This window comes from Streptomyces sp. LN549, assembly GCF_043203805.1.
GTDB lineage: Bacteria > Actinomycetota > Actinomycetes > Streptomycetales > Streptomycetaceae > Streptomyces.
Genome location: NZ_JAZHRI010000002.1, coordinates 3,343,805 through 3,357,113, shown reverse-complemented (window position 1 = coordinate 3,357,113; position 13,309 = coordinate 3,343,805). Strand labels below are relative to the sequence as shown.

Below are 13,309 nucleotides of genomic sequence, written 5' to 3'. Positions count from 1 at the left end.
GCCCGGGGTAAAGCCCCGGGAATGTGCGGTCACGCCAGGACGCGGGCGATTTCCCGGGTGAGCGGCCCGCGCAGCTCCGGCGCGTCGATCCGTTCCACCCGGACCTCCGTGCAACCGACCCAGGAAGCGGCTTCCACCAGCGCCTGCGCCATCGGCGCCACGGCCTTCGCGTCCGCCAGGGACACCTGCCGGGCGACCAGAGTCGTGCCCTCGCGGGCCGGGTCGACCCTGCCCTGCAGCCTGCCGCCCGCCAGCAGCGGCATCGCGAAGTAGCCGTGGATCCGCTTGGGCTTGGGGACGTAGGCCTCCAGGCGGTGGGTGAAACCGAAGATCCGCTCAGTCCGCGCGCGCTCCCAGACCAGCGAGTCGAACGGCGAGAGCAGCGTCGTTCGGTGGCGTCCGCGCGGCTCGGCGGCCAGAGCGGCCGGATCCGCCCAGGCCGGCTTCGCCCAGCCCTGCACCGTGACCGGGACCAGACCGGAGTCCGCCACCACGGCGTCGAACTGTTCGCCCTTGAGACGGTGGTAGTCGGCGATGTCCGCGCGGGTGCCGACGCCCAGTGACTGCCCCGCGAGTGCCACCAGCCGGCGCAGGCACTCGGCATCGTCCAGATCGTCGTGGAGCACGGCATCGGGCAGGGCGCGCTCCGCGAGGTCGTAGACCCGCTTCCAGCCGCGCCGCTCGGTGCACACCACCTCGCCGTACATCAGGGCCCGCTCGACGGCCACCTTCGAGGCGGACCAGTCCCACCACTCCCCGCCGTTCTTCGCGCCGCCCAGTTCCGTCGCCGTCAGGGGGCCCTCGGCGCGCAGCTGCTTGATGACGGTGTCGTAGGCGCCGTCCGGCAGGTCGTGATGCCACTGCGGCCGCGCGCGGTAGGCGCGGCGGCGGAAGGCGAAGTGCGGCCATTCCTCGACCGGCAGGATGCAGGCCGCGTGCGACCAGTACTCGAAGGCGCGGCCACCCGACCAGTACGCCTCCTCGATCGTGCGCCGGCCGACCGCGCCCAGGCGCGCGTACGGAATCAGTTCGTGCGACCGCGCGAGCACCGAGATCGTGTCGAGCTGTACGGCACCGAGGTGCCGCAGGACCCCGGGCACCCCGGCCCGGCGGTCCGGGGCGCCGAGGAAACCCTGGGCGCGCAGTGCGATCCTGCGGGCCTGGTCGGCGGAGAGTTCGGCTGCGGGAGGCTGCACAGTCGTCATGCCCCGCACCCTAGAGGGCGGCACTGACATCCGGGCCGGGACCGCCCCCTCAAGGGCGGGCGGGGGCGTCGGCCGGGAGGTACGCATCGGTGCCGGGCAGGCCGAGGTCGGACGGGAGCAGGCCGCCGATCCACGCATCGCGGCGCACACCCTTGTTGAGCACCCCGGAGCGCTGGTCGCCCTCCATCCGGAATCCGGCACGCAGTGCGACGGCCCGCGATGCAAGGTTGCCGGTCTCGGCCCGCCACTCCAGCCGGTCCCCGCCGAGCGAGGTGAAGGTCCAGCGGGCGGCGCAGAGGACCGCCTCCGTCGTATAGCCGAGACCGCGGTGCTCCCTGGCGGTCCAGAAACCGACCTCGTACGTGCCCGGCCCGGTGCGTCGGTTGATGCCGAGCGCACCGGCCAGGGCGCCGCCGTCGCGCACCACCACGGCGAAGTTGTACATGGAGTCGTCCTGCCAGCCCCCGGGCGAGAGCTGCCGGGCGAAGAACTCCGCGTCTGCGCGGCCGTACGGCGAGGGGACGACCGTCCAGCGCTGGATGTCGGGGTCCTGACAGGCCGCGTGCAGATCCTCCGCGTCGCCCGGGACGAAGGGGCGCAGCAGCAGGCGGTCGGTGGTGAGAGTGATCGGCTCCATGTACGGATTCTGCTGAGCGAGCGGCCGCTGGGCGAGTACTTTTCGGACTTCCCGGCACCTTCGGCGCCCTTCGGCCGTTGACTTGGAAGGGCGCTGCGGGGTCAACGCAGTGGCAGCCCTCCCGGCGCGGCGGGGTCCTCGCTTACGATGGCCGTTGCGGTGGGGCCCACCTGCCGTGCCCGCGCCAGAGTCCATAACACGACCCAGTGCCAGGCCCGACCGGCAAGGAGACCAGCCTCAGTGTCCGTCTTCAACAAGCTCATGCGTGCAGGCGAAGGCAAGATCCTGCGCAAACTGCACCGCATCGCGGACCAGGTCAGCTCCATCGAAGAGGACTTCGTCAACCTCTCCGACGCCGAGCTGCGGGCGCTCACCGACGAGTACAAGGAACGGTACGCGGACGGCGAGAGCCTGGACGACCTGCTTCCCGAGGCATTCGCGACCGTCCGTGAGGCCGCAAAGCGGGTTCTCGGACAGCGCCACTACGACGTCCAGATGATGGGCGGCGCAGCCCTGCACCTCGGTTATGTGGCCGAGATGAAGACCGGCGAGGGCAAGACCCTCGTCGGCACCCTGCCCGCGTATCTGAACGCGCTCTCGGGCAAGGGTGTGCACCTGATCACGGTCAACGACTACCTGGCCGAGCGTGACTCGGAGATGATGGGCCGGGTCCACAAGTTCCTCGGCCTGAGTGTCGGCTGCATCATCGCCAACATGACTCCGGCCCAGCGCCGCGAGCAGTACGGCTGCGACATCACGTACGGAACGAACAACGAGTTCGGTTTCGACTACCTCCGCGACAACATGGCCTGGGCGCAGGACGAGCTCGTCCAGCGCGGCCACAACTTCGCGATCGTCGACGAGGTCGACTCGATCCTGGTCGACGAGGCCCGTACGCCGCTGATCATCTCCGGCCCGGCCGACCAGGCCACCAAGTGGTACGGCGACTTCGCCAAGCTGGTCACGCGCCTGGCCAAGGGCGAGGCGGGCAACCCGCTCAAGGGCATCGAGGAGACCGGCGACTACGAGGTCGACGAGAAGAAGCGGACCGTCGCGATCCACGAGTCCGGTGTCGCGAAGGTCGAGGACTGGCTCGGCATCGAGAACCTCTACGAGTCGGTGAACACCCCCCTCGTCGGGTACCTCAACAACGCCATCAAGGCCAAGGAACTCTTCAAGAAGGACAAGGACTACGTCGTCATCGACGGCGAAGTCATGATCGTCGACGAGCACACCGGCCGTATCCTCGCCGGCCGCCGCTACAACGAGGGCATGCACCAGGCGATCGAGGCGAAGGAAGGGGTGGACATCAAGGACGAGAACCAGACGCTCGCCACGATCACCCTGCAGAACTTCTTCCGCCTCTACGGCAAGCTCTCGGGCATGACCGGTACGGCGATGACCGAGGCCGCCGAGTTCCACCAGATCTACAAGCTCGGCGTGGTGCCGATCCCGACCAACCGGCCGATGGTCCGGGCCGACCAGTCGGACCTGATCTACCGCACCGAGGTCGCGAAGTTCGCCGCCGTCGTCGACGACATCGCCGAGAAGCACGAGAAGGGCCAGCCGATCCTGGTCGGCACCACCTCGGTCGAGAAGTCCGAGTACCTCTCGCAGCAGCTTTCCAAGCGCGGTGTGCAGCACGAGGTCCTCAACGCCAAGCAGCACGACCGGGAGGCGCCGATCATCGCGCAGGCCGGCCGCAAGGGCGCCGTCACGGTCGCGACGAACATGGCGGGCCGCGGTACGGACATCAAGCTGGGCGGCAACCCCGACGACCTGGCCGAGGCGGACCTGCGCCAGCGCGGACTGGACCCGGTCGAGCACGTCGAGGAGTGGGCGGCCGCGCTGCCCGCGGCGCTGGAGAAGGCCGAACAGGCCGTGAAGGCCGAGCACGACGAGGTCAAGGACCTCGGCGGGCTGTACGTCCTCGGTACCGAGCGGCACGAGTCGCGTCGTATCGACAACCAGCTGCGTGGCCGTTCCGGCCGTCAGGGCGACCCGGGCGAGTCCCGTTTCTACCTCTCCCTCGGCGATGACCTGATGCGTCTGTTCAAGGCGCAGATGGTCGAGCGCGTCATGTCGATGGCCAACGTGCCCGACGACGTGCCGATCGAGAACAAGATGGTGACGCGGGCGATCGCGTCGGCGCAGTCGCAGGTGGAGCAGCAGAACTTCGAGACGCGTAAGAACGTCCTGAAGTACGACGAGGTGCTCAACCGGCAGCGCGAGGTCATCTACGGTGAGCGGCGCCGGGTCCTGGAAGGTGAGGACCTGCAGGACCAGATCCGCCACTTCATGGACGACACGATCGACGACTACATCCGCCAGGAGACGGCGGAGGGGTTCGCCGAGGAGTGGGACCTGGACCGGCTGTGGGGCGCGTTCAAGCAGCTCTACCCGGTGAAGGTCACGGTCGCCGAGCTGGAGGACGCCGCCGGGGATCTCGCCGGTGTCACGGCCGAGTTCATCGCCGAGTCGGTCAAGGGCGACATCCACGAGCAGTACGACGAGCGTGAGAAGACGCTCGGCTCCGACATCATGCGTGAGCTGGAGCGGCGTGTGGTGCTGTCCGTCCTGGACCGCAAGTGGCGTGAGCACCTCTACGAGATGGACTACCTCCAGGAGGGCATCGGCCTGCGGGCCATGGCGCAGAAGGACCCGCTGGTCGAGTACCAGCGCGAGGGCTTCGACATGTTCAACGCCATGATGGAGGGCATCAAGGAGGAGTCCGTCGGCTACCTGTTCAACCTGGAGGTCCAGGTGGAGCAGCAGGTCGAGGAGGTTCCTGTGCAGGACGCGGCGACGTCGCTGTCCAAGGAGGACGCCGTTCCGGCGGCGCGTCCGGAGATCCGGGCCAAGGGGCTCGACGCTCCGCAGCGTCCGGACCGGCTGCACTTCTCCGCTCCCACGGTGGACGGGGAGGGCGGTGTCGTCGAGGGCGACTTCTCCAACGGCGACGGTGGTGCCGGGGCGGAGTCGGACGGCCTCACCCGGGCGGAGCGGCGCAAGGCGCAGAAGAGCGGTGGCGGTGGTGGGCGGCGCCGCAAGAAGTAGCGTGCGCTGATTGTCGTCGTCGGCCGGGGCCGGGCACCGTTGGGTGTCCGGCCCCGGCCGTTGTGCGGGTGCTGCGCTTGCTGGGTGCGGGGGTGGGGCGCCTGCGGCGGGCCTTGTCCCCTACCCGCCCCTTCCCGTAACCGGGGCTCCGCCCCGGACCCCGCTCCTCAAACGCCGGAGGGGCTGGGGGTGAGGGGTCTGCCCAGGCCCCGGACCCCGCTCCTCAAACGCCGGAGGGGCTGGGGGTGGGAGGCCTGCCAGGCTCCCGGCCCCAGGCCCCGCCTCAAGTGCCGGCGGGACCGGGGGTGGGTGCGTGCTCGTGTGGGTGGGTCAGGGGTGGCGTACCGGAGTGTTGCCCAGTTCCACTGCGGCGCAGCGCCAGCGGAGGTCGGGGCCCTGTTCCAGGCGGAAGGCCATGGCGCGGACCTGTTCGCCCGCCGCGATGCTCGCGCAGGCCTCCACGACGCCAGGAGCCGGCTGGGCGCCTCGGCACATGCGGATGACCGGGCGGGCGCCGCGGCTCCCGAGCGGGGTGGTGGGGGCCAGTTCGGCGAGCTGGTCGTAGGCGTCGCCGATCGTGTGCCCGAGCATCCAGTGGACGGGGCGCTGGCCGCTGAGTACCGCCAGGAGGCGTTCCGCGAACCACTGGTGGGGCCGGATCCGCTGGGGCATCCGGCGGCGTTGTGCGGGTACGGCTTCGGGCCTGCGTGCGTCGTGCCGTCCGGCAGGCCGGGTCCTGTTCGTGCTCATCGCTGTCGCCCCCGTGCTTCAGAGGCCCGGATCAGTACCGGGCGGTAACTTCTGCTGGTGATCTTCTACGGGGACGACGGAGGCGGCCGCAAGCGTCGGTAGGCCGGGGGTGGAGCGCCCGGGGTTCACCTATCCGGGTGGCGGGGCCGGTCCGGTGAGGGGGCCCGGGGCGGGCCGGGCAGGGTGAGGACCGGTTGCCGGGTGGACGGGGCGGGGCCCGGACACGTAACCCCAAAGGGGGACGCCCCACGTATCCTGAGGGCGTTCCGACTACGAAAGCGACAGCCATGCGCGTGTACGTCCCCCTGACCCTCTCCGGGCTCGCAGCGGCGCACCGGGCCGGCGAAGTCGGCCCCGGCCCGCTGACCGCCTACGCGGTGACCCCCGCGCTGCGGGAGTGGTACGTCTCCGACGACATCGAGGAGCTGGAGTACGCGGCGCTCAACCGGGCCGCGTCCGCTTCGCTGCGGCTGGTCGCAGGGGACCCCGCGGCCGCCCGCCGCCGCGTCGTCGTCGCCGTCGACGTGCCGGACGGTGACGCGGTCGCCGACCCGGACCACATCCTGGACGCCTCCTCGCTCGGCGAGGTCACCATCGCCTCCGCGGTCGCGCTGGCCAAGGCCGCCGCCGTGCACGTCGACTCGGACGAGGCCGACAAGGACGTCACGGCGGCCGCGGCGGCCCTGGGAGCGGCGGACCTCGGTGACGACGACGCCCAGTTCACCGTCGACGGCGCCGAGGACCACGAGCTGCTGTGGTTCGGTATTCAGGAGATCCCGAATCTGATCGGGTGAGCGGTGGTGGAGGGCCCGTCGGTGGCGCTTCACCGAACTGTTCGTCCGGCTGTCAGTGGCAGCGGGTATTTTTCTTGCATGGGGACGCACGGGAAGCACCGCACACATCTGGTCTGGGACTGGAACGGCACTCTGCTCGACGACAACACCGCGGTCGTCGGCGCGACGAACGCCGCGTTCGGTGAGGTCGGCCTGGCGCCGATCACGCTGGAGCAGTACCGGGAGATGTACTGCATCCCGATTCCCCGGTTCTACGAGCGCCTGATGGGCCGGCTGCCCACGGATGCCGAGTGGGAGCGAATGGACGGGGTCTTCCACCGCACTTACACCGAGCAGCGCGAGGCCTGCGGGCTGACCGAGGGGGCCGCCGAGCTGCTCGCGCAGTGGCAGCTGGCCGGCCGGAGCCAGTCCCTGCTGAGCATGTACGGGCACGAGCACCTGGTCCCCGTCGTGCGGGGATACGGCATCGAGCGGCATTTCGTGCGCGTCGACGGGCGGACCGGGCCGTCCGGCGGCAGCAAGGCGCAGCACATGGAGCGGCACTTCGCGGCGTTGGACGGGATATCCCCCGAGTACACGGTGGTCATCGGTGACGCCGTGGACGACGCGGTGGCCGCGGCCCATGTCGGAGCGAAAGCGGTGCTCTTCACCGGTGGTTCGCACAGCCGGACCAGCCTGGAGGCGGCCGGGGTGCCCGTCGTGGACACCCTGGCCGAGGCTGCGGCCCTCGCCCAGCAGCTGGGCGAGTAGCCGGGCCGGCGAGTAGCCGGCAGCTGGAGGACTCCGGTGACCGGTCCGCGGGACGGCGTACGTCAGGCGACCGGGGCCTTGGTACGGAGCACGGTCAGGAACTCACGCATCCAGGCCGAGTGGTCCGGCCAGGCGCGGGACGAGACCAGGGTGCCGTCCACCACGGCCTCGGCGTCCTCGAAGGTGGCTCCGGCCGTCGCCATGTCCGGCTCCAGCGCGGGATAGGCCGTGACCCGGCGGTTCTTCAGCGCGCCGACCGCTGCCGTCATCAGCGGGCCGTGGCAGATCTGGGCCACCGGGCGGTCCGTGTCGAAGAACGCCGAGAGGATCGTGCGCAGGTCCGCGTCGTTGCGCAGGTACTCGGGAGCGCGCCCGCCCGGGACGACGAGGGCCACGTAGTCGTCCGGGTCGACCTCGGAGAAGGCCAGATCGGCGGGCCAGGTGTAGCCGGGCTTCTCGGTGTAGGTGTCGAAGCCGGGCTCGAAGTCGTGGACCACGAAGCGGAGCGTCTTGCGCGAGGGGGCGGCGATGTGGACCTCGTAACCCTCCTCGCGCAACCGCTGGTACGGGTAGAGGACTTCGAGGGACTCGGCGGCGTCGCCGGTGACGATCAGGATCTTCGGTGCCATGGCAGGGCTCCCCAAGGTGCGTCGGCCTGTTCCGCTTACCGGTACCAGAGTGCGGCAGCGACGGCCCGCGCGCTGTCCAGAGTGTCAAAGTCCGGGGCTTTCTTTTGTACACATGCGGCTCGTGACGGTTACGGGGGCGGGCGAGATAGCCTGGACCCCGTGATCAGCGCGATACGCCTCGGGGGCAGCGAAGCCCCCGGCCTGCGCCCGGAGTGCCACAGCACCCGGGCCATGACTGATCCCCTCAGCCCGGCCCGACTGCCAAAAATGGCCAATAAGGTCCCGGGCGTCTCTCATAGCGGCATAGCGTCGACTCAGACCGGAAACCCCGTGTCGTGGCGGTACGTCGTCTTTTTCACCTACGTCACGCAACGGCGCGCGACAGGAGCCAGAGGACATGCAGACCAAGCTGGACGAAGCCAAGGCCGAGCTGCTCGCACGGGCCGCCAAGGTAGCTGACAACAGCCCGGGCGGTGGTGTCGGTGGCCCGGGCGGTACCCCCCGGGTGCATGTCGCGGCCACCGGGGCCGACGACGGCACCGGGGCCGGGCAGGAGCGTCCCCGTCAGGACGTGCTGCTCGCCTATCTCCAGCGCTACTACCTCCACACCGCTCCGGAGGACCTCGCCGGCCGGGACCCGGTCGACGTCTTCGGGGCCGCCTCCTCGCACTACCGGCTCGCCGAGAACCGCCCGCAGGGCACGGCCAACGTCCGGGTGCACACCCCGACCGTCGAGGAGAACGGCTGGACCTGCAGCCACTCCGTCGTCGAGGTCGTCACCGACGACATGCCGTTCCTGGTCGACTCCGTCACCAACGAGCTGTCCCGTCAGGGCCGCGGCATCCATGTCGTGATCCACCCGCAGGTCATCGTCCGCCGCGATGTGACCGGCAAGCTGATCGAGGTCCTCACCGAGGGCGTCGGCATCTCGACGGACCCCCAGGCCGGCCGCAAGAACGCCAAGGGGGCGAAGGACACCAAGGCCGAGCTGCCCCACGACGCACTCGTCGAGTCCTGGATCCACGTCGAGATCGACCGCGAGACCGACCGCGCCGACCTCAAGCAGATCCAGGCCGACCTGCTGCGCGTCCTGTCCGACGTACGGGAGACCGTCGAGGACTGGGAGAAGATGCGCGACGCCGCGCTGCGCATCGCCGACGACCTGCCCGGCGAGCCGCTCGACGACCTCGCCGACGACGAGGTGAACGAGGCCAGGGAGCTGCTGCGCTGGCTCGCCGCCGACCACTTCACCTTCCTCGGCTACCGCGAGTACGAACTGACGGACACCGACGCGCTGGCCGCCGTGCCCGGCACCGGCCTCGGCATCCTGCGCTCCGACCCGCACCACAGCGAGGACGAGGCGCACCCGGTCAGCCCCTCCTTCGACCGGCTGCCCGCCGACGCCCGGGCCAAGGCCCGCGAGCACAAGCTCCTCATCCTGACCAAGGCCAACAGCCGGGCGACCGTGCACCGCCCCAGCTACCTCGACTACGTCGGCGTGAAGAAGTTCGACGCCGACGGCAACGTCACCGGTGAGCGCCGCTTCCTGGGACTGTTCTCGTCCGCCGCCTACACCGAGTCCGTGCGCCGGGTGCCCGTCATCCGCCGCAAGGTCGCCGAGGTGCTGGAGGGCGCGGGCTTCTCGTACAACAGCCACGACGGCCGCGACCTGCTGCAGATCCTGGAGACGTACCCCCGCGACGAGCTGTTCCAGACGCCGCCCGACCAACTGCGCTCCATCGTCACCTCGGTGCTCTACCTCCAGGAGCGGCGCCGGCTCCGGCTCTACCTGCGCCAGGACGAGTACGGGCGTTACTACTCCGCGATCGTCTACCTGCCGCGCGACCGCTACACCACCGGTGTGCGCCTGCGGCTGATCGACATCCTCAAGGAGGAGCTGAACGGCACCAGCGTCGACTTCACCGCCTGGAACACCGAGTCGATCCTCTCCCGGCTGCACTTCGTCGTCCGGGTGGCCCCGGGCAGCGAACTGCCCAGCCTCACCGACGCCGAGGCCGACCGCATCGAGGCCCGGCTCGTCGAGGCGGCCCGCTCCTGGGCCGACGGCTTCCAGGAAGCGCTGGGCGCGGAGTGCGGTGAGGAACGCGCCGCCGAACTGCTGCGTCACTACGGGCACTCGTTCCCCGAGGGCTACAAGGCCGACCACTCGCCGCGCTCCGCCGTGGCCGACCTGGTCCACCTCGAAGCCCTCAAGGAGAACGACAAGGACTTCGCCCTCAGCCTGTACGAGCCGGTCGGCGCCGCGCCCGGTGAGCGCCGGTTCAAGATCTACCGGACCGGTGAGCAGGTCTCCCTGTCCGCCGTCCTCCCGGCGCTCCAGCGGCTCGGTGTCGAGGTCGTCGACGAGCGTCCGTACGAGCTGCGCTGCGCTGACCGTACGCACGCCTGGATCTACGACTTCGGGCTGCGGATGCCGCAGGCCACGGCCAACGGCGGCTACCTGGCCGACGACGCCCGCGAACGGTTCCAGGAGGCCTTCGCCGCCGTGTGGACCGGCGAGGCGGAGAACGACGGCTTCAACGGGCTGGTGCTGAGCGCCGGTCTGAACTGGCGGCAGGCCATGGTGCTGCGCGCCTACGCCAAGTACCTGCGCCAGGCCGGATCCACGTTCAGCCAGGACTACATGGAGAGCACTCTCCAGAACAACGTCCACACGACCCGGCTGCTGGTCTCGCTCTTCGAGGCCCGGATGTCGCCGGAGCGCCAGAGCGCCGGTACGGAGCTGACCGACGGGCTCCTCGAAGAGCTCGACGGCGCCCTGGACCAGGTCGCCTCACTCGACGAGGACCGGATCCTGCGGTCCTTCCTCACCGTCATCAAGGCCACTCTGCGCACCAACTTCTTCCAGCGCGCGGACGACGGCAAGCCGCACACCTACGTGTCGATGAAGTTCGACCCGCAGTCCATCCCGGATCTCCCGGCGCCCCGCCCGGCGTTCGAGATCTGGGTCTACTCGCCGCGTGTCGAGGGTGTCCACCTGCGCTTCGGCAAGGTCGCCCGTGGCGGTCTGCGCTGGTCCGACCGGCGCGAGGACTTCCGTACGGAGATCCTCGGCCTGGTCAAGGCGCAGATGGTGAAGAACACCGTCATCGTGCCGGTCGGCGCCAAGGGCGGCTTCGTCGCCAAGCAGCTTCCCGACCCGGCCGTCGACCGTGACGCCTGGATGGCCGAGGGCATCGCCTCGTACCGCACCTTCATCTCGGCGCTGCTCGACATCACCGACAACATGGTCGCCGGCGAGGTCGTGCCGCCCAAGGACGTCGTCCGGCACGACGAGGACGACACCTACCTCGTCGTCGCCGCCGACAAGGGCACCGCGAAGTTCTCCGACATCGCCAACGAGGTGGCCGTCGCGTACGGCTTCTGGCTCGGTGACGCGTTCGCCTCCGGCGGTTCGGCCGGCTACGACCACAAGGGCATGGGCATCACCGCCCGCGGCGCCTGGGAGTCCGTCAAGCGGCACTTCCGGGAGCTCGGCCACGACACGCAGACCGAGGACTTCACCGTCGTCGGCGTCGGTGACATGTCGGGAGACGTGTTCGGCAACGGGATGCTGCTCTCCGAGCACATCCGGCTCGTCGCCGCCTTCGACCACCGGCACATCTTCATCGACCCGAAGCCGGACGCCGCGACCTCGTACGCCGAGCGGCGCCGCCTCTTCGACCTGCCACGCAGTTCCTGGGCCGACTACGACAAGGAGCTGCTCTCCGCGGGCGGTGGCATCCACCCGCGCAGCGCCAAGTCGATCCCGGTCAACGCGCACATGCGCGAGGCGCTCGGCATCGAGGCCGGGGTCACCAAGATGACGCCCGCCGACCTGATGCAGACCATCCTCAAGGCCCCCGTCGACCTGGCGTGGAACGGCGGCATCGGTACGTACATCAAGTCCTCCGCCGAGTCGAACGCGGACGTCGGGGACAAGGCCAACGACGCGATCCGCGTCAACGGCGAGGACCTGCGGGCCAAGGTCGTCGGCGAGGGCGGCAACCTCGGCGCCACCCAGCTCGGCCGCATCGAGTTCGCCCGTACCGGCGGCCGGATCAACACCGACGCGATCGACAACAGCGCCGGTGTGGACACCTCCGACCACGAGGTGAACATCAAGATCCTGCTCAACGGGCTGGTGCGGGACGGCGACATGACCGTCAAGCAGCGCAACAAGCTGCTCGCCGAGATGACCGAGGAGATCGGCCACCTGGTGCTGCGCAACAACTACGCGCAGAACACCGCACTCGCCAACTCGGTCGCCCAGGCGCCCTCCCTGCTCCACGCCCAGCAGCGCTTCATGCGGCGTCTCGGCCGCGAGGGGTACCTCGACCGGGCCCTGGAGTTCCTGCCCACCGACCGGCAGATCCGCGAACTGCTGAGCGCCGGCAAGGGACTCAGCCAGCCCGAGCTGGCCGTGCTGCTCGCCTACACGAAGATCACGGCGGCGCAGGAGCTGATCGGGACGAGCCTGCCGGACGACCCGCATCTCCAGAAGCTGCTGCACGCCTACTTCCCGCAGCAGCTGCGCGAGCGGTACCCGGACGCGGTCGACGGGCACGCGCTGCGGCGCGAGATCATCACCACGGTCCTGGTGAACGACACGGTGAACACCGGTGGTTCGACCTTCCTGCACCGCCTGCGGGAAGAGACCGGTGCCTCGACCGGGGAGATCGTGCGGGCGCAGTTCGCGGCCCGGGAGATCTTCGGCCTCGGTGAGGTGTGGGACGCCGTCGAGGCGCTCGACAACAAGGTCCCCGCCGATGTGCAGACCCGGATCCGGTTGCACTCGCGCCGGCTCGTGGAGCGCGGCTCGCGCTGGCTGCTCGGCAACCGGCCGCAGCCGCTGGAGATCGCCGCGACGATCGACTTCTTCCGTGACGGTGTCGAGCAGGTCTGGGCCGAGCTGCCCAAGATGCTGATGGGCGCCGACCAGGAGTGGTACCAGGGAATCCTGGACGAGCTCACCGAGGCGGGTGTTCCGGACACGCTGGCGCAGCGCGTCGCCGGATTCTCGTCGGCCTTCCCGGCGCTCGACATCGTGGCGATCGCCGACCGCACGGGCAAGGACCCGCTGGCCGTCGCCGAGGTCTACTACGACCTCGCGGACCGGCTGGGCATCACCCAGCTGATGGACCGGATCATCGAGCTGCCGAGGGCCGACCGCTGGCAGTCGATGGCCCGTGCCTCCATCCGCGAGGACCTGTACGCCGCGCACGCGGCGCTCACGGGCGACGTGCTGAGCGTGGGCAACGGCTCCTCCTCGCCGCAGGAGCGGTTCGAGGCGTGGGAGGAGAAGAACGCGGCGATCCTGTCGCGGTCGCGGTCCACGCTGGAGGAGATCCAGGGGTCGGACGCGTTCGACCTGGCGAACCTGTCGGTGGCGATGCGGACGATGCGGACGCTGTTGCGTACGCACGCGTAGGGATTGACGGGTGGGCGAGGCGGCTGCCGGGTGGGTCCCGGTGGCCGCCTTCGCCG

General features: G+C 70.0%; 8 protein-coding genes. 4 read left to right on the top strand and 4 right to left on the bottom strand.

Annotation, left to right across the window (positions count from 1 at the left end; all coding sequences use genetic code 11):
* Positions 1–29 precede the first annotated feature (29 nt).
* A complete protein-coding gene (locus SH922_RS14980) occupies positions 30–1,205 on the bottom strand; it encodes a winged helix-turn-helix domain-containing protein (RefSeq protein WP_393058458.1) in 1,176 nt (391 codons plus the stop codon).
* A gap of 49 nt (positions 1,206–1,254) precedes the next feature.
* Positions 1,255–1,842: a GNAT family N-acetyltransferase gene (locus tag SH922_RS14975; protein ID WP_393058457.1), complete on the bottom strand. Its 588-nt coding sequence runs from the start codon at positions 1,840–1,842 to the stop codon at positions 1,255–1,257.
* A 240-nt stretch (positions 1,843–2,082) separates the two neighbouring features.
* Between SH922_RS14975 and secA the strand changes: the two genes are divergently transcribed.
* Entirely contained in the window at positions 2,083–4,899 is a 2,817-nt protein-coding gene (secA, locus tag SH922_RS14970; protein ID WP_393058456.1) for a preprotein translocase subunit SecA, read from the top strand.
* 330 nt (positions 4,900–5,229) lie between these two features.
* Here secA and SH922_RS14965 read toward each other — a convergent pair whose 3' ends face one another.
* Complete coding sequence (locus SH922_RS14965) at positions 5,230–5,649, bottom strand: Rv3235 family protein (RefSeq protein WP_393058455.1); 420 nt, start codon at positions 5,647–5,649, stop codon at positions 5,230–5,232.
* Between the two features lie 287 nt (positions 5,650–5,936).
* On the opposite strand from SH922_RS14965, the gene SH922_RS14960 reads away from it, so the two are divergent.
* The gene (locus SH922_RS14960; protein ID WP_393058454.1) at positions 5,937–6,443 is read left to right on the top strand and encodes a DUF6912 family protein; all 507 of its coding nucleotides are present in this window, start codon (positions 5,937–5,939) and stop codon (positions 6,441–6,443) included.
* A gap of 78 nt (positions 6,444–6,521) precedes the next feature.
* Positions 6,522–7,193, top strand: coding sequence for an HAD family hydrolase (locus SH922_RS14955; protein ID WP_393058453.1), 672 nt, complete (start codon positions 6,522–6,524; stop codon positions 7,191–7,193).
* A 62-nt stretch (positions 7,194–7,255) separates the two neighbouring features.
* Here the strand turns inward: SH922_RS14955 and SH922_RS14950 are convergent, their stop codons facing one another.
* Positions 7,256–7,822: a DJ-1/PfpI family protein gene (locus tag SH922_RS14950; protein ID WP_393058452.1), complete on the bottom strand. Its 567-nt coding sequence runs from the start codon at positions 7,820–7,822 to the stop codon at positions 7,256–7,258.
* Positions 7,823–8,219: 397 nt separating this feature from the next.
* Between SH922_RS14950 and SH922_RS14945 the strand changes: the two genes are divergently transcribed.
* On the top strand, positions 8,220–13,253 hold the full coding sequence (locus SH922_RS14945) for an NAD-glutamate dehydrogenase (protein WP_393058451.1): 5,034 nt from the start codon (positions 8,220–8,222) through the stop codon (positions 13,251–13,253).
* Positions 13,254–13,309: the final 56 nt, after the last annotated feature.